This window comes from Rhodococcus sp. YL-1 (assembly GCF_001942025.1).
In the GTDB taxonomy this organism is placed as follows: Bacteria; Actinomycetota; Actinomycetes; order Mycobacteriales; family Mycobacteriaceae; genus Rhodococcus_F; species Rhodococcus_F qingshengii.
This window is the reverse complement of sequence record NZ_CP017299.1, coordinates 161,256-177,619: the sequence shown is the minus strand read 5'-3', so window position 1 is coordinate 177,619 and position 16,364 is coordinate 161,256. Positions and strand designations below refer to the sequence as shown.

16 protein-coding genes are annotated in these 16,364 nt (G+C 62.5%); 7 read left to right on the top strand and 9 right to left on the bottom strand.

The features are described from left to right. Window positions 1–46: 46 nt before the first annotated feature. The 4 genes from BH682_RS00855 (at window position 47) to BH682_RS00845 (ending at window position 3,222) form a co-directional block, all read left to right on the top strand. Window positions 47–769: a FadR/GntR family transcriptional regulator gene (locus tag BH682_RS00855; RefSeq protein WP_007735969.1), complete on the top strand. Its 723-nt coding sequence runs from the start codon at window positions 47–49 to the stop codon at window positions 767–769. After that, complete coding sequence (locus tag BH682_RS00850) at window positions 766–1,416, top strand: sterol desaturase family protein (RefSeq protein WP_007735968.1); 651 nt, start codon at window positions 766–768, stop codon at window positions 1,414–1,416. Before BH682_RS00855 ends, BH682_RS00850 begins: the two co-directional genes overlap by 4 nt. Before the next feature lie 144 nt (window positions 1,417–1,560). Continuing rightward, window positions 1,561–1,719: a hypothetical protein gene (locus BH682_RS36265; RefSeq protein ID WP_003944172.1), complete on the top strand. Its 159-nt coding sequence runs from the start codon at window positions 1,561–1,563 to the stop codon at window positions 1,717–1,719. 90 nt (window positions 1,720–1,809) lie between these two features. After that, entirely contained in the window at window positions 1,810–3,222 is a 1,413-nt protein-coding gene (locus BH682_RS00845) for an amidase (protein WP_075831768.1), read from the top strand. A gap of 19 nt (window positions 3,223–3,241) precedes the next feature. Here BH682_RS00845 and BH682_RS00840 read toward each other — a convergent pair whose 3' ends face one another. Genes BH682_RS00840 through BH682_RS00820 form a run of 5 tightly spaced genes read right to left on the bottom strand, consistent with a single transcriptional unit; the run spans window position 3,242 to window position 8,900 of the window. Next, complete coding sequence (locus BH682_RS00840) at window positions 3,242–5,440, bottom strand: acyl-CoA dehydrogenase (RefSeq protein WP_075831765.1); 2,199 nt, start codon at window positions 5,438–5,440, stop codon at window positions 3,242–3,244. A 4-nt stretch (window positions 5,441–5,444) separates the two neighbouring features. Then, entirely contained in the window at window positions 5,445–6,311 is an 867-nt protein-coding gene (locus tag BH682_RS00835; protein ID WP_007735961.1) for an SDR family oxidoreductase, read from the bottom strand. A gap of 41 nt (window positions 6,312–6,352) precedes the next feature. Continuing rightward, window positions 6,353–7,228: a MaoC/PaaZ C-terminal domain-containing protein gene (locus BH682_RS00830; RefSeq protein ID WP_030535857.1), complete on the bottom strand. Its 876-nt coding sequence runs from the start codon at window positions 7,226–7,228 to the stop codon at window positions 6,353–6,355. A 7-nt stretch (window positions 7,229–7,235) separates the two neighbouring features. Then, window positions 7,236–7,667, bottom strand: a complete 432-nt coding sequence (locus BH682_RS00825; protein ID WP_030535858.1) for a type II toxin-antitoxin system Rv0910 family toxin — start codon at window positions 7,665–7,667, stop codon at window positions 7,236–7,238. A 42-nt stretch (window positions 7,668–7,709) separates the two neighbouring features. Further along, entirely contained in the window at window positions 7,710–8,900 is a 1,191-nt protein-coding gene (locus BH682_RS00820) for a lipid-transfer protein (protein WP_007735955.1), read from the bottom strand. A gap of 102 nt (window positions 8,901–9,002) precedes the next feature. On the opposite strand from BH682_RS00820, the gene BH682_RS00815 reads away from it, so the two are divergent. Continuing rightward, complete coding sequence (locus tag BH682_RS00815; protein WP_007735953.1) at window positions 9,003–9,686, top strand: TetR/AcrR family transcriptional regulator; 684 nt, start codon at window positions 9,003–9,005, stop codon at window positions 9,684–9,686. Further along, complete coding sequence (locus BH682_RS00810; RefSeq protein WP_075831763.1) at window positions 9,683–10,234, top strand: GNAT family N-acetyltransferase; 552 nt, start codon at window positions 9,683–9,685, stop codon at window positions 10,232–10,234. The genes BH682_RS00815 and BH682_RS00810 overlap by 4 nt, the downstream gene beginning before the upstream one ends. Here BH682_RS00810 and BH682_RS00805 read toward each other — a convergent pair. Genes BH682_RS00805 through BH682_RS00795 form a run of 3 tightly spaced genes read right to left on the bottom strand, consistent with a single transcriptional unit; the run spans window position 10,212 to window position 12,938 of the window. After that, complete coding sequence (locus BH682_RS00805; protein WP_075831761.1) at window positions 10,212–11,669, bottom strand: HNH endonuclease signature motif containing protein; 1,458 nt, start codon at window positions 11,667–11,669, stop codon at window positions 10,212–10,214. The two genes, BH682_RS00810 and BH682_RS00805, sit on opposite strands and share 23 nt — an antisense overlap. Before the next feature lie 35 nt (window positions 11,670–11,704). Continuing rightward, complete coding sequence (locus BH682_RS00800) at window positions 11,705–12,355, bottom strand: DUF6308 family protein (RefSeq protein WP_003944144.1); 651 nt, start codon at window positions 12,353–12,355, stop codon at window positions 11,705–11,707. Beyond that, window positions 12,348–12,938 (bottom strand): hypothetical protein, encoded by a 591-nt coding sequence (locus BH682_RS00795; RefSeq protein WP_050655957.1) that lies wholly within the window; start codon window positions 12,936–12,938, stop codon window positions 12,348–12,350. The genes BH682_RS00800 and BH682_RS00795 overlap by 8 nt, the downstream gene beginning before the upstream one ends. 158 nt (window positions 12,939–13,096) lie before the next feature. Here BH682_RS00795 and BH682_RS00790 point away from each other — a divergent pair, with 158 nt between their 5' ends. Then, window positions 13,097–13,864, top strand: coding sequence for an SDR family NAD(P)-dependent oxidoreductase (locus tag BH682_RS00790; protein WP_075831759.1), 768 nt, complete (start codon window positions 13,097–13,099; stop codon window positions 13,862–13,864). Window positions 13,865–13,919: 55 nt separating this feature from the next. Here BH682_RS00790 and BH682_RS00785 read toward each other — a convergent pair whose 3' ends face one another. Further along, entirely contained in the window at window positions 13,920–16,247 is a 2,328-nt protein-coding gene (locus tag BH682_RS00785; RefSeq protein ID WP_075831757.1) for a putative bifunctional diguanylate cyclase/phosphodiesterase, read from the bottom strand. Window positions 16,248–16,364: the final 117 nt, after the last annotated feature.

Genomic DNA, 16,364 nt, shown 5'->3' with positions numbered 1-16,364 from the left:
GGTAATACCACTTGACCTCTCACCAGCAAGCGCTTAAGGTCGGTACATGTTCCAACCCGTTGCACGTACCTCGGCCTCCGGCGCAGTCTTCGACCAGATTTCGGTGAAAGTGCTGGCCGGAGAGCTGGCTGCGGGTGAGGCACTACCCAGCGAGCGCAAACTCGCCGAGGCATTCGGTGTCTCGCGGCCCGCAGTCCGCGAGGCAATTCAGAAGCTCGCCCAGGCCGGACTCGTCGAGGTCCGCCAGGGCGAGTCCACGTCGGTGCGCGATTTTCGACGCCAGGCCGGACCCGAACTTCTCCCCCAGCTGCTGGTGCGCGACGGCGTCCCCGACCTGAGCGTGGTGCGCAGCGTGCTGGAAACTCGCGAGTTGATGGGACCGCAGATCGCTGTGCTGGCCGCCCGTCGCATCTCCGCGGAATCCGCCCGAGAACTCGACACGGCCGTTGATCAACTAGGCGCCACCGAAGATCCAGTGGAGTTGCAAGACCGGGCTCTGGCGTTCTGGGACGTCGTCGTCGACAGCGCAGATTCCATTGCCTTCCGTTTAATCTTCAACAGCCTTCGGGCTGCATACGAGCCGGCTATGACTGCACTTGCATCCGTCATGGTCGCCGAAGTCGGCCAGACCGACCTGTATCGAAAACTGGCCTCCGCCATCACTTCACACGACGAGCCAACTGCCGAGGCGTCAGCCGCACAGCTCCTTCACACCGGCACGACGGCAATCGGCGACGCTCTCACCTTCCTGGAAGGACTGAAACCATGAGCAAGCCTCTTACTCTCGCCGATGCGGCACGGACGTTCCGCAAGTCACCGACGCCGTGGATGATCGGCACCATGCTGCTGGCCGCCGCGGCGGCGCGCATCGCAGTGGGCAACTGGCAGATCACCGACGCCCTCGTTCCGCTCGTGATGCTTGCCGCATTCCCCTTCGTGGAGTGGATCATTCACGTCTTCGTTCTCCATTGGAAGCCGCGAACCATTGCCGGCGTCACACTCGATTCACGGCTGGCGCGCAGCCATCGGGAACACCACTTTGCGCCGCGAACCGTCTCACTCATCTTCATCCCGTGGCAGACGCTCCTGATCGTGATTCCCGTTCTGACAGCCGTCGCCCTCCTGGCATTTCCCCGCGTCGAACTCGGTCTGACGTTCCTGACCTGCATTTCCCTGCTCGGCCTCGGTTACGAGTGGACACATTTCCTCATCCACAGTGACTACAAGCCGAAAACTGCTCTCTACCGGTCGGTTTGGCGCAATCACCGCAACCACCACTTCAAGAACGAGCACTACTGGTTCACCGTCACCACCGCGGGAACTGCCGATCGCGTACTGGGCACGTACCCCGATCCCAAATCCGTCGAGACCTCCCCGACAGCCAAGAACCTGCACGGCGCAGCGTCCAAGCTGTGAAGGAAGACCGATTCCTGGCCCCCAGCTGGCAATGAACTTGAACTTGCCTGTGTATCAGCAATTTTCGTTGAAACTCGTCAGAACCGTGCTTAGTGTCGATGGAGTCAGAAGTTCGAAAAACGCTGTAACCGAAGGACACAACACATGTTCAACGATGTATTCAACAACGTCATCCACCCGATGGTCACGAACTTCCAGCAGTTGGGCCCCCAGCAGTTCATTCCGCAGCAGTTCATCCCACAGGGAGTGTTCCAGCAGGCGCCGCAGGCAGCAGAGCAGGCAGTGACGATCTTCGGTAGCTGATACCGCAATCCACAGATAGCGCCACTCAGGGGTGGTCCGTCCAATATGCTGGACGGACGACCTGAGTGCCTCCGCCTGACAAGGATCCCCATGACCGCGAACACCCCCATCCACGCTTTCACCGACGACGCCCTGGGCGACCTCGACGCCACCGGCGTCGCCGCCCGGATCGAATCAGGCGAGGTGACCGCACGGGAAGTCATGGAGGCATCAATCGCCCGCGCCGAGGCAGTGCAGGGGCAATTGAACGGTCTGGCCTGCACTGATTTCGATCGTGCCCTCGCCAGGAGCAACCGGCCCGCCAAGGGCGTCTTTGCCGGTGTCCCCACCGCGATCAAGGACAACACCGACAGCGCCGGCCTTCCCACCCAGCAGGGCAGTACCGCCTTCACCGCGATCCCCGCCAAAGCCGACAGCGATTTCGCGAAGCAGTTCCTCTCCACCGGGGCCATTTCGATCGGCAAGACCCGACTGCCCGAGTTCGGATTCAGTGCGTCCACCGAATACATGACGGAAGAACCCGTCCACAACCCGTGGAATCCGGCGTACTCGTCGGGCGCTTCCTCGGGAGGCGCAGCCGCGCTTGTTGCTGCCGGCGTACTCCCGATCGCGCACGCCAACGACGGCGGTGGATCGATTCGCATTCCCGCCGCTGCCTGCGGACTCGTCGGACTCAAACCCACTCGCGGACGCACCATCGCCGATCCGGCCGACAAGTCGATGCCGATCCGGTTGATCGCCCAGGGCGCCGTTACTCGCACTGTTCGCGACTCTGCACGATGGATGTCTGCGGCTGAGAACTACTACCGCAATCCGCGACTCGCACCGGTTCGCTTGATCGAAGGACCCAGCTCAACCCGCCTGCGCGTCGGCGTGATCGCCGATTCCTTCACCGTCACCAAGACGGACGACGAGACGCGCAAGTCCGTCGAAGCTACGGCCGAACTCCTTGCAAGCCTTGGCCATCATGTCGAGGACGCAGCACTGCCCGTCGGCCCCGAATTCATCGACGACTTCAGCATTTACTGGGGCTTTCTGTCGTTTGCCATCTCCACCGGTGGCAAACAAATGCTCGGACCCGACTTCGACAAGTCCGGCACCGACAATCTCACCAAGGGCCTCTACACGCTGTACCGGAAGAACCTGGTGAAGACGCCGCGCGTGCTCTATCGTCTGCGACGGCTCCAGCAGCAATACAGCGCCATGTTCTTGAAGTACGACGTCGTGCTCTCGCCGGCCCTGGGGCACACCACCCCCGAGCTGGGATACCTCTCTCCCGCTCAGCCTTTCGAGGAACTCTTCGACAAGCTGATCGCGTACACATCGTTCACGCCACTGAACAACATCTCCGGAGGTCCCGCGATTTCGCTACCGATGCATCAGACCAGCAATGGTTTGCCGTTGGCTGCGCATTTCTCCGCCGATCTCGGCGACGAGCGCACGCTCCTCGAATTGGCCTTCGAACTGGAAGAGGCTCAGCCCTGGAGAAGAATCCAGGACTGAGCCTCGCCGGTAAATACCCTCAGTCTCGCGGCAATCCGAGCATGCGCTCACCGATCACGTTGAGTTGCACCTCGGTTGTGCCACCGTAGATGGTGGTGGCACGGCCCGAAATGAGTTGCTCCATCGCCTTGTCGCTTGGCTGACCTGGGATGCTGACCGCTCCGGCAGCACCCAGTTCGGCGACGACGAACTCGGCGATCGACTGGCTGATCTTCATCGCCAACAGCTTGCCGACGCTCGACGTCGTACTCACGTCGATTCCCGAAAGTTGCTTGAGCACAACGCGGGAACCGATGAGATCGATCGCCTGACTCTCCGCAACCAGCTCGCCGACACGGTAGCGTCCGATCGGGCTCAGGTCTGCCGACTTCGCGAACTTCAGCAGATCGGAGTCCGAGGCGTACGCCTCCATCTTCTGGCTGAGCGCGACGCGCTCGCTGGCCAGCGTCGTCCGGGCGACGTTCCAACCGTCGTTGACCTCACCGACCACGTTCTCGTCGGGGATGAACACGTCGTCGAGGAACACCTCGTTGAACAGCGCCGAGCCCGTCATCTCACGCAGCGGGCGGACGGTGATGCCCGGTGTCGACATATCGAGCACGAAGTAGGTGATGCCCTGATGCTTCGGCTTGGTGGCGTCCGTGCGGGCGATCAGCATTGCCCAGTCGGAGAACTGCGCAACCGTGGTCCAGATCTTCTGACCGGTGATCATCCAACCGCCGTCGACCTTTTCGGCCTTCGTGGACAAGGACGCAAGGTCGGAACCAGCACCGGGCTCGCTGAAGAGCTGGCACCACACCAGCTCACCCTGCAGGGTAGGCACGGCCAGCTCTTGCTTCTGCTTGTCCGAACCATGTGCCACGACGGCCTGCACTGCCCACGTTCCCATCAGAAGCTGCGGCATCGAGATACCGGCAGTCTTGATTTCCTGGGAGATGACGATCTGCTCGAGCGGAGCGGCGCTGCGCCCGTACGGCTTCGGCAGGTGAGGCTGAACCCAGCCGCCGTCGCCGAGCGCGATCAGCTGGTCGTCCTCGTCGAGCTCGACCAACTTGGCAAGCTCGGCCGCGATGCCGCCGCGGATCTCCTCTGCCTCCGGCGGCAGTTCGAGAACCGAAGCCCGGCTGACACCGTCAAGTGCTTGCTGCGCAACACGATTGGCTCGATCCTCGCGGGTGCCGAGAATGCCGCGGATCGAGAGCGCGCGGCGGTAGTACAGGTGTGCGTCGTGCTCCCACGTGAATCCGATTCCGCCGTGAACCTGCACGCAGTCCTGCGCTACCTGCACTGCGGCGTCCGGCACGATGACTGCTGCGATGTCGGCGGCAAAATCTGCCGTGTCGTCGCCCTTGTCCAATGCACTTGCCGCATCCCACACAACGGCGCGTGCCTGCTCGAGCGCAATGCCCATCTGCGCGCACTTGTGCTTGACGCCCTGGAACTGACCGATGGGTCGCCCGAACTGCACGCGCGTCTTGGCATACTCCGATGCAGTGGAGACGCACCAGGACATGACACCGACGTCTTCGGCACCGAGAACGACTGCGGCAATGGACCGTACCCGCGCCTCGGTGAGACCGTCGAGTATCCGTTCGGCGCTGATCTGAGCATTGTCAGCTTCGATCCGCGCACTACCGCGCAGCACGTCGATGCTGTCCTGAACGGTGATCGCGACTGCGCTGCTCTCGAGCACCGCGTAGCGAACGCCCTCGGGCAACTGGATCGGAACCAGCAGTACGTCGGCGTGCTCACCACCGAGCACACCGTCGAGTGCGCCCGTGATCTTGTACCCACCGTCCGACGACTCGGCCGCCAACGGTGCACCCAAGGCGACTGCTGCCGTACGACTTCCGTCGATCAGACCGGGCAGGAACTCGGGTCCCGCCTTGGAATCGGCGGCGCCGAGAACGGCGCTTGCCAATACCGTCGGAACGAACGGGCCGGGAGAGACTGTGCGGCCCAATGCTTCCAGTGCCACCGCCAAGGTCAGCAGGCCGGCGCCGTGGCCACCCTGCTCTTCCGGAACCGCGAGCCCGAGAAGGTCCTGCCCGACGAGCGCCGTCCAGAACTGGGGGAACTTGTCCTCGGTCCGCGACTCCACGGCCGCGCGCACCTGCTCGGTGGTGATGGTGCGCTCGGCGAAGGAGCGCACCGAATCTGCAAGCGCGGTGTGCTCCTCACTCAGCCCGAGACCGAGTTCGTATGCGTTGCGTGCCATGCGCTTACAGTCGTTCTGCGAGGTCGGCGGTGGTCCAGGGACCCTCGCTCTCGATGGTGTTCACACCGTGCCAGCCGGCGAGTTCCGTGATGGCCCCACCCTGAACGGCATACACCTTGCCGGTCAGCTTGCAATCCGCTGCCGCTAGATAGGCCACCAGCGGGGAGATGTTGGACGGCGCAAACGCGTCGAACTCACCCTCGGGGACCTCGGCGGCGAACAACGCGCCCATACCGGGTGTCGCCAGCGTCAGCCGAGTACGCGCGATCGGCGCAATAGCGTTGACACGCACGCCGTATCGATCGAGCTCGTCAGCGGCCACCAACGTCAGGGCTGCGATGCCCGCCTTGGCGGCGCCGTAGTTGCCCTGGCCCGCGTTGGGCATGAAGGTACCCGAAGCCGAAGCGGTGTTGATGACCGAAGCGTTGACGGTCTCGCCTGCCTTGCTCTGGTCCTTCCAGTACGCGGCAGCGTGGTGCAGCGTCGCTGCGTGCCCCTTGAGGTGCACGGCAATGACTGCATCCCACTGGCTCTCGTCCATACCGGCGATGAAGGCGTCACGAAGAATGCCGGCGTTGTTGACCAGTACGTCGAGTCGGCCGAACTCGCTGACGGCCTGCTTGACGAGGCCCTCGGCGCCGTCCCAGGTGGCGATGTTGTCGGTGTTGGCAACAGCCTTGCCGCCTGCAGCGACGATCTCGTCGACTACCTGCTGCGCGGGGCCGGCATCTGCACCGGAACCGTCGTTTGCTCCGCCGAGATCGTTGACCACGACGCTCGCACCCTCACGAGCGAAGAGCAGCGCATGCTCACGGCCGATGCCGCGTCCTGCTCCGGTGATGATCGCTACGCGACCGTCGAGACTTCCCATCAGTTCAGATTCCCATCAGTTCAGTTGTCGGACATGAAGACTCATTTGTCGGCGATGACCGCCAGGCCGTCCTTGATCACGAGGTCGCCGACCGCGCTGGTTTCGTACGAGTACGACGTGGCTCCGTCTGCCGAACCCGACTTGTAGAACACCGTCTCGATGTCCTGGGTCGGGAGTACGGGTTTCGCGAATCGCACTGCGAGACGGCGCAACCGCTCGGTCTCGCCGCCTGCCAGTTCGGTCAGGGCTCCCCACGACGTGAACGCCATCGTGCACAGTCCATGGTTGATGATTCCGGGGAGACCGGACATCCGAGCGATCTCCTCGTCGAGGTGAATCGGCATCGGATCGCCGGAAGCCGGTGAGTACCGGAATGTCTGGTCCTCGTCGATGTGCTGGTTCACCACCGCTGCGGGTCTACCAGCGCGAAGAGCGTCGTCGAATCGGTGTTCGGGAGCCTTCTCGCCAAGTCCGGGGCCCGCGTCGACCTTGCGGAAGAAGGCCGTCATCCACTGCTCGTTGACCAATTCACCCTTGTCGGTTTTGGTTTCGACGTAGATGACGACGGTGGATCCGTTGTCCCGGCCCTCGAATCCGATGGGCTTGGCACGAGCGACAAGGTGGTCACCGGGGTAGATCGGACGGTGGAACAGGAAGTCCTGCTCACCGTGAACGAGCTTCATCAGCAGTTCGACCGGCGCCACCGACAGCGCAGCGGGTGCCATCGACATGAAGACGGGTACCACCGCGAAGACCGGCGGAGCGATCTCGCCTTTCAGGTGTCGCTCGATGGGGTCGTTTGTGGCAGCGGCATATTCGGCGATGCGCTCGGCTGTCACCTCGAAGTGCTCCGGATCGGTCCATACGTCCAGCCCGGACGTATCGAATTCGACCGCGTTGGTCTTCGGTGTCGTCATCGAGCCGTTACCCGACCAGCTCGGCGAACTTGGCCAGCGAGGCCTCGAGATCAGCCTTGGCGTTCTTGGCAACTGCCTTGCCGATCGGCCCGACGATCATGGTGCCCTTGAAGCTGGCGTCGACGGTTGCCTTCGAGCCCGCACCGTCGGCCTCGACCGAGAGGATGAATTCGACGGTGACGCCGGCCATTCCGGTACCGGCAATCTTGACCATCTTCGGAACCTCGACCTCTTCGACGGTCCACTCGATCTTGTTGGCCATACCCATCACGGAGACGACCTCGGTGAACTTGGCGCCCAACGCGACCTCGGTGGGGAGTTCACTCTTCCAGCCCTGGTGAATGGTGAGCCACTCTTCCCAGCGAGACAGATCGGAGAGCGCATCCCAGGTCTTCTCGGGGGATGCGGGCAGTACGGCGGAGACGGAAACGGAAGCCATGATGAAACTCCTAGTGGGTAGCTAGCGGGTTGAGGGTGTGATTCAGCGTGCGTAGGGCTTGTATGCGGTCACGACAACTGCACCGCCGAGTCCGATGTTGTGCTGGAGGGCGACCTTCGCGCCGTCGACCTGACGCTTGTCCGCGGTTCCGCGGAGCTGCCAGGTGAGTTCGGCGCACTGCGCGAGGCCTGTTGCTCCGAGGGGGTGGCCCTTCGAGATGAGGCCGCCGGACGGGTTCACCACCCAGCGTCCGCCGTAGGTGGTGTCGTCGGCGTCGACGAGCTTGCCGCCGTCACCTTCGGCGCACAGTCCGAGCGCCTCGTAGGTCAGCAACTCGTTGGTGGAGAAGCAGTCGTGGAGTTCGATGACGTCGACGTCGTCGGCGGTGATCCCGGCCTGGGCGTATACCTTCTCGGCGGCCTTGCGGGTCATGTCTGCGCCGACGAGGCTGATGGCGCTCTTGTCCTCGAAAGTGCTGTTCATGTCGGTGACCATGGCCTGCCCGACGATCTCGATCGCCTGAGCAGCGAGGCCGTGCTTCTCGACGAATGCTTCGCTGGCGATGATCGCCGCGCCGGATCCGTCCGAGGTGGGCGAGCACTGGAGCTTGGTGAGCGGCCCGTGAATCTGGCGTGCTTCGAGGATCTGCTCGAGGGTGTACTCGTCCTGGAACTGCGCGTACGGGTTGTTCAGTGAGTGCTTGTGGTTCTTGACGGCGATCTTCGCGAACTGCTCGGCAGTGGTTCCGAAGCGTTCCATGTGCTCGACGCCCGCGGCGCCGAACATGTACGGAGCCGGCGGCATCGCGAACTCCTGCAGTTCGGCGAGAGCGAGGAGGTGCCGCATGAGTGGCTGTTCACGGTCGTCGTAGGTGGATCCGAGGGACCCGGACTGCATCTTCTCGAAGCCCAGCGCCAGTGCGCAGTCGGCCTGGCCACTCTTGACTGCCTGCGTGGCGAGGTAGAGCGCGGTCGATCCCGTCGAACAGTTGTTGTTCACGTTGACGATGGGGATACCTGTCAGACCGAGCTCGTAGACAGCGCGCTGACCTGCGGTGGACTCGCCGTAGACGTAGCCGACGTATGCCTGCTCGACCTCGGTGTAGTCGATACCCGCGTCTTCGAGCGCCTTGGTACCCGACTCGCGTGCCATGTCGGGGTAGTCCCACTCGCGGGCTCCCGGCTTCTCGAACTTCGTCATGCCGACGCCGACGACAAAAACCCTGTTACTCATTGCCACTCCTGAAGAGAACGGTATCTGTGTGTGACACGCTGTCCCACCAAAGTATGTGAGACATCTTGTCCAGTCAATGGCGGGGTGAGTATCGTTCGATTTATGACAAAAACAGCCGAGTCGGCGCAGCCCGACGGGCGCAGCACTCGCTGGAATGATCACAAGGAACAGCGCAAAGCGCGGATCCTCGACGCAGCACTCGATGCAGTCAACGAAGGTGGCGCCGACGTCGGCGTCCAGCAGATCGCCGAGCGCGCCGACGTCCCCCGTTCCGTTGTCTACCGGATCTTCAAGGATCGAGCCGACCTCGACGAGCAGCTGCGAGTCCGCATCCTCGAGATGATGATGACCGACCTGACCCCCACCCTCACGCCACAAGGCACCGTCGGCGAGGCCATCTCACGGGCCGTCGAGACCTACCTCCAGTGGATTGTGAAATATCCACGACTGCACCACTTTTTAGGCAAGGGCTCGCCGAGTACGCGGGCCACCGGTTCGAAAGTGGTGACCGGAACCAAGACGGCAATCGCCGTCCAATTGGGAAATTTGTTGGGCACGATCCTCACCAGCCGTGGCAAACCGTCGAAGATGGCTGAGCCCTTGGCTTTCGGCGTCATCGGATTGGTCGACGTCAGCGTCAACCGTTGGCTCAGCCAGCCGGGTTCCGATGTGACCAGTGCGGAATTGGCCGAATTCCTCGAACGCTCCATCTGGCAAGTCCTCGACGGCAATCTCCGGAGCATCGGTGTCGACATAACGCTGTCGACTCCGATCGCCGACCTGTGACAGTCACCGAACTACCCTGGACACTCGGCGGACGTGGACTTCAACTGGTCCAGGTTCCATCACTCGCCCTGCACGCACTGGGTGAAGACAACGCCACTCTTGCAATGGAACTCGCACCCGACCTCCTGACCCCGTATCTCCTCGGCGAAGAATGCCAGGGCTTGTGGCGCTACCGGAGCAAGCAGATAGCAGAGAATCCCCTCGACAGCGCGTGGATCACCCGCATCGCAGTCGATGCCCGCACCTCGACGCCGGTGGGGTTGGCCGGATTCCACGGTCGCCCCGATGCGCGCGGGATGGTGGAGGTCGGATATCGCATCGACCCGGCGTTCCGGCGTCAGGGCTACGCACGAACCGCCCTCGAGATACTTCTCGACGTCGCAAGTCGCGAATCCGAAGTACACACCGTTCGAGCGACCATCAGTCCGGACAACATCGCATCACGAAATCTGATCAGCCAGTACGGTTTCAACGAAGTCGGTGAGCAGTGGGACGAAGAAGACGGTCTGGAGACCATCTTCGAAGTCAGTGCCTCTCCGGAACCGTGACCGCCGTCAACCCGCTGGTTTTATCGGTCCAGTGAATGGCACGGTCCTCCAGCATCACCGGTGTCCACAACCTGTATGTCTTCACCTGATGGTGATGACGACACAAGCATTGGAGGTTGCTCGCAATGGTCCACCCACCGCGTCTCGGATCGGAAGGATCGAACTCGGTGACGTGGTCGAGTTGGCACCTGTTCGCGGGCACCGAACAACCAGGGAACCGGCAGTGACCGTCGACGGCCCGCACCAATGCGGCCAGAGCCGCTCCCGGAGCATAGGTCAGCGCGCCGGGAGGCGGATCGGGTTGGGTGCCATGCCCATCCGATCTTCGAACGATGTCCGGTGATCGCGCGACCAACCGTTGCATTGCCCGAATCCGATCCCCGCAGCCGTTCGGTTCGCGACTTGGGCGATCACGTCGGGTGACAAGCGGCAGGACAGTCGGAGCATGCTGCCGACGCGGCCGGTTCCCCGCGGCCTGGGCGCGGAAATCAACGAACAAGGCCTGCCAGGTGGAATCAGCGGCGAGCTCGCGAGCAAAATCAGGATCGATCGGCCCGTATCCGTCGATGCTCGCGGGATCTGACATCAATCCGAGGAGCGTCGCCAGATCACACACGATGTGCAACAACGGCTTCCGACGTGAGGATGCAGTCGATCGAGCTGCTGTGGATGCTGCCTCGCACGTTTCGCTGCCACACTGACAAGTCAGCCCCTGTTCGCCGTGCAGCAGAGCGACCAGTGCGTCGGCCCTACGGGTCGAGACATTTCGTGGATCGTGGTTGCAGACGCTTCCGGCGGCCTCGTTGATCAGGCCAAGCGCTTCGACGGCCTCGGTCGCACTGAGTGTTGCCTGCAACTGGGCGAGTCCGTGACGGTCTGCACGCGTGCGAACATCGCGGTGTTCCAGCATCTTCCGGCGACGTTCGGCGGCAGCATCCGGATCGTAGGCAAAAAGCTGGCGCTCGATGTCGCGCTCCAGTTGCCCGGGCGGAAGACGGTGCGCCGAGGCAAGTACCCGGCGCTCGAGTGCTGCGATCGCCTCCGGGTCGGCCCCGGTGAGTCCGTCGACAATCTTGCGCACACGCGCATAGTCCAGCTCGCCGGCAGCGAAGGCGGCCTTGGTGAGCGGAAGGAACTCCCGTAGGGCATCACCGATCTCGATGTGGACTTCGGCAGTACGACGCGAGCACGTGAGCATGACCGCGATCTCGTTGCATGCGATCCGCCACGCCTTGTCGACATCACCGGACACGTCGAGTTCGGCGTTGAATCTCGACTCCGACAACATGGATGCACCGAGCACCTTTTGCGCGGCTAGCATGTTCTCGCTCTGCGCCGTCGCAAAGAGCATGTCCGGCAACACGAGTGGGTCGACGACAGGACGGCCGTCATCGACGGATGTGCCCACACCGCCCGTCGATCCGTTATCGAACATACATTCGACAATAAACCCACCCACCGACAAGAAAGCTAGAGTGCCGGTTTGTATCCCTTACCCTGCATCCACGCCAGCACGTCCAACACCCTGATGACCGGAACGGATTCGTCGAGACCTGCTCGTGCACGTAGATCGAGGAGTCGACTCTGCAACTCGTCTTCCCGCATGGCTACGCGAACGGGTTCCAGGTGGGCCGACTTCGTTCCCAACTCCCGCCCGATGACGTCGTCGTAGATCGGGAAGAGTCGCGGACGCTTGCGCGCGATCAGTTTGGACGCCATGGTTCGCCCGACGCCGTGAATCTCTCGAAGCGCCGTCTCCAACCGCCACACCGGAGATTCCGGAGTGAAGGGATCGGGTTCGTTCGATAGATCGCGATCCGGGCCCACGTCCGCCAGGAGTCGGTTCAGTTCGGCATTGTTCTCCCCGAGCAGGAAGAAGGCTCCTTGCGCCGGAACCTGAACCGACAGAAGCGTCACCGCAACAAGATCTTCCGCGGTGAAGATGTTCGCATCACGATCGCGATTGCCACTGGGATCCCAGGAATCCCACAACGCACCGGTTCGGAGATAACCGGTCTTTCGGAGCGGCCTCGTGAAATATTCCTGCAGCACGTCGACCGCGCCGTCATCGTCCCCGTCTCGCAGCACACGCGGGAGTCGGATGGGCAACTGATCAAGCATGGTCGAGCGACCTTTCCAGTACATATTTGGCGAACCCGGCGTTGTGATACTGCCGAAATGGGCCCTTGCCCTTGGCAACAAGATGCTCCGCGAGCGGACGAACCGTCGTCATGTCGACGGGCAGTTGAGCAAACTGTTCCAACGCATCCGAGTCCTCGAGACTGCAGTCGATCACGGTCCCGTCGCCGTCGGCGGACGCCAACTCGGTGCGTCTGATGGCGACCAGATCGTGCTTGGCGTCGAGTTCTTCGATGCTGCATCCGGTTCGCGATTCCAGTGCCGAACTGGATACGTACACGGACATGACGTGCTCGATCGCCTTACCGCCGACCAGATGGCACTCGACGCTCAGAATCTCCATCGGACCGATATTGAGCGTGAACAAGCGATGGCGCTCCGCCGATCGGTTGGTCGACGGCAGGCAACTGATCGTCCACTGTTCGATCTCGACGGCGGCCGGAGCGTCGAACGCGTAGGAGAGAACCTCGGCAATCAGTTCGGCAAGATCTTCGAAGAGAGGGTCGCGCTGCAACCGCTCGAAATTCTCGACAGAAGCGGCGGGACGCACAGGCGCCTTGCTCACGCAGGTCCCCTCTCGTCCGGTGCTTTGCTCTCAGACCTCGCGTCCAAGGTACCCAGCCCTACGCGGGTCTCGCGCGTTCGCCCTCACATACACCCTCGCGTTATGGTTCTCGACACGTACCACCGCCTTACCGATCGCTAACTCGAGGAGCACACGAAGTGGAAATCAAGGGAACCGCAGCACTGGTCACCGGAGCGGCATCAGGCCTCGGCGCCGCAACAGCCAAGCGCCTCGCCGACGCCGGCGCTACCGTCTTCGGCCTGGATCTGCCCGCGTCGATCGAGCGCGCAGGCGACAACGTCCCCGCCGGCGTCACCCTCATCCCCACCGACGTGACCAGCGGCGAAGAGGTCGAAGCAGCGATCAACCAGATCGTCGAGTCGGGCTCCCCGCTGCGCATCGTCGTCAACTGTGCCGGTGTCGGCTGGGCCGGACGCATCCTGTCCAAGAAGGGTCCGCACGACCTCGAGCTGTTCCGCACGGTCATCACCGTCAACCTGCTCGGCACCTTCAACGTCATGCGCCTGGCCGCCGACGCCATCGCCAAGACCGAGGCCGTCGACGAGTCGGGCCAGCACGGCGTTGTCATCAACACCGCTTCCGTTGCTGCCTTCGAAGGCCAGATCGGCCAGATCGCGTACTCCGCCTCCAAGGGCGGCGTGCACGGCATGACGGTTCCGGCTGCCCGTGACCTTGCGCAGTTCGGCATCCGCGTCAACACGATCGCTCCCGGCATCATCGACACCCCGATGCTCGCAGGCGTCACCGACGAGTACCGCAAGGGCCTCGAGGCCGGCGTTCCGTTCCCGTCGCGCCTGGGCCAGCCGTCCGAGTACGCGCAGCTCGCGCAGATGATCGTCGAGCACGACTACCTCAACGGCGAGACCATCCGCATGGACGGCGCACTGCGCATGGCGCCGCGCTAACCTCCCTGCTGTGCGCCTTTATTAACCGCCCGCGGTTAATAAAGGCGCACAGTTGTCAGAACGAATGAAAATACCCACCGTTGGAGTGGGCAGTTGCGCTGAGGTACTCGGCCACTTCCTTCGCCGGCATCGGTCGGCTGATGTAGTAACCCTGAACCAATTCGCAACCGGCGGTAAGCAAGAGCCTCAGCTGGTCGGCCGTCTCCACGCCTTCCGCCAATGACTGCATACCGAGCGCCTTCGCCACCTCGACCACCGAAGTGACAACTGCCGAATCACCCTCGCTCAGTTCGGTGATGAACGACCGGTCGATCTTGAGGATGTCCAACGGCAGTTTCTTCAAACTCTCGAAAGACGAATAGCCGGTTCCGAAGTCGTCCAGGGCAATCGCAATTCCGGTGGCACGCAGGCGATCCAACTCGGCGACGGCAAGCTCCTCCACTGCTCCCGTCTCTGTGATTTCCAGCTGAAGCCGTTTGCCGGACAGACCGCTTGCCTCCAGCGCATCGTTCACGGCCGATCCGAAGCCGGACGACATCAGTTGCACCGGAGAGACGTTCACCGTCACGTAAGTGTCGTCGGGCCACGTCGCGGCTTCGGCGCACGCCATGTTCAGTACCTGAAGCCCCAGAGGGACTATCAAGCCGGTCTCCTCCGCGACATCGATGAAAATGTGCGGTGCAAGCACGCCCCGCACCGGGTGATTCCAGCGAAGCAGTGCCTCGAAACCCTCGACGCGGCCGGTGTCCGCACGAACCTGCGGTTGGTAGTACAGCTCGAACTGCCGAGACTCGATCGCAAGCCCAAGTTCTTGCAGGGCCGATGCTCGCTCCCTGGCCCGCGCCCGCAGCACCGGTGAGTATCTTCCTACCCGGTTCTTGCCGGCGGATTTTGCCGCATACAGCGCCAGGTCGGCGGACATGACAAGCGTGTCCGCATCTTCGGAATCTGCGGGTGCGCCGGCATAGCCGATCGATGCACGAACCTCGATGCGATTCCCCCGCACGTAAAACGGCTCACGCAATGCATCCAGATAGCGAGCGAACACCTCTCCGCCGTCCCCTGTTCCCCGCAAGACGACGCCGAATTCGTCACCACCGATTCGCGCGCACATGGCGCCGTCGACCACCCGATTGAGCCGTGCAGCAACGGAAATCAACAATTTGTCACCGACAGGGTGCCCTAACGTGTCGTTCACCGACTTGAAATTGTCCAGGTCGAGGATTCCGACAAGGACTTCCTCGCCGGTTCGGACGGTGCCGAGCGCGTCGGACAGCTCCGAGCCGAACGTCCGGCGATTCGGGAGCCCGGTCAGTCCGTCGGTTGCAGCAAGCCACAGAATTCGCCGCTCGTAGTTGTACTTCTCGGTGATGTCCGAGCCCACGCCTCGCCAACCCACGAACTCCGTGGCCTCGGATAGCCGGGGATGACCCGACAGAGACCACCATCGGTCGACGCCGTCGACACGAACGGGAATGACGACCTCTCGAAACGGCATGAGGCGGTCGAGGTGATCTCCGATGACCTGGACCGCGGCTCGGCCACTCTTCGTCGAACCCACGTCGAGCCGATCCAACAATCCGCGCAGCGACAGGGTTCGCAAGTCGGAGACGGGAACTCCCGAGATCTGCGACAGCCGAGCGGAGGTGTGCGACAACGTCCCGGTGGGGTCGACTTCCCACAGCCAGTCGCGTGACCCACCCTCGAAATCGTCGAGAAGCAAACTGACCGTCTGGCGCTCGGCAGCAGCCTCGAACTCGGCAAGACAACGACTTCGGAACGACGCCCAGAGGTACACGACGCCGATAATCAGTGTCACCGAGTACACGACCAACTGGAACGAGAGGACAGCGTATTCCGTAGTTCTCTTGGGCAGGATAACGACGAGCAATCCGATGCTGTGCACCAGAATCCACGCTACCGCTATCGACCGAACCGTCGACAATGCTACGGCGCCGGCGCCCATGACTCCGGCGAATGTCGCTATAAGCACAAGCTTTCGCGAGTTGTCCGTCACGGGAAGCATCGCGGCGGCGAGAACGACAAGCAGAAGCCCGAGCAGGATCACCTCGAGCATGAGCGCCCAGTAGTCGTACCTCGTCGTATGTTTGGGCGTGTACCGGCCCTTCAGGACGACTCGCGGTATCCAGACGCGCACCGAATTGAGGACGACCAAGAAGGCCGCAGAACCCCAGATCACCCGAAACTCGTTGTGACCGGGGGGTACGACATACACAAGCAAAGCGCACACGCTGAGTACATTGACCATGTTGGCCAGTGGCGCGACCGTCGTCACCTGCAGTATCTGGCGTGCGAAGAGGTCGCGCCGCTCGACGTCAGACAGTTCGGCGTCGCTCGCACTCGAAGTCAGCCTGCTCAGCATGCAACACCCTCCATCGTGGAGCCGACCAGATGAAGGTAGCGCGGATGCGGGTTCCGGACACACGATGACGAGAAACTACGAGTTGAAACATACTGTTAAATAGGATGTTTCAGACAA

Excerpts from the sequence above, each read along its gene's own strand:
- BH682_RS00855 (WP_007735969.1), top strand. The coding sequence starts at position 47 with ATGTTCCAACCCGTTGCACGTACCTCGGCCTCCGGCGCAGTCTTCGAC.
- BH682_RS00850 (WP_007735968.1), top strand. The coding sequence starts at position 766 with ATGAGCAAGCCTCTTACTCTCGCCGATGCGGCACGGACGTTCCGCAAG.
- BH682_RS36265 (WP_003944172.1), top strand. The coding sequence starts at position 1,561 with ATGTTCAACGATGTATTCAACAACGTCATCCACCCGATGGTCACGAAC.
- BH682_RS00845 (WP_075831768.1), top strand. The coding sequence starts at position 1,810 with ATGACCGCGAACACCCCCATCCACGCTTTCACCGACGACGCCCTGGGC.
- BH682_RS00840 (WP_075831765.1), bottom strand. The coding sequence starts at position 5,440 with ATGGCACGCAACGCATACGAACTCGGTCTCGGGCTGAGTGAGGAGCAC.
- BH682_RS00835 (WP_007735961.1), bottom strand. The coding sequence starts at position 6,311 with ATGGGAAGTCTCGACGGTCGCGTAGCGATCATCACCGGAGCAGGACGC.
- BH682_RS00830 (WP_030535857.1), bottom strand. The coding sequence starts at position 7,228 with ATGACGACACCGAAGACCAACGCGGTCGAATTCGATACGTCCGGGCTG.
- BH682_RS00825 (WP_030535858.1), bottom strand. The coding sequence starts at position 7,667 with ATGGCTTCCGTTTCCGTCTCCGCCGTACTGCCCGCATCCCCCGAGAAG.
- BH682_RS00820 (WP_007735955.1), bottom strand. The coding sequence starts at position 8,900 with ATGAGTAACAGGGTTTTTGTCGTCGGCGTCGGCATGACGAAGTTCGAG.
- BH682_RS00815 (WP_007735953.1), top strand. The coding sequence starts at position 9,003 with ATGACAAAAACAGCCGAGTCGGCGCAGCCCGACGGGCGCAGCACTCGC.
- BH682_RS00805 (WP_075831761.1), bottom strand. The coding sequence starts at position 11,669 with ATGTTCGATAACGGATCGACGGGCGGTGTGGGCACATCCGTCGATGAC.
- BH682_RS00800 (WP_003944144.1), bottom strand. The coding sequence starts at position 12,355 with ATGCTTGATCAGTTGCCCATCCGACTCCCGCGTGTGCTGCGAGACGGG.
- BH682_RS00785 (WP_075831757.1), bottom strand. The coding sequence starts at position 16,247 with ATGCTGAGCAGGCTGACTTCGAGTGCGAGCGACGCCGAACTGTCTGAC.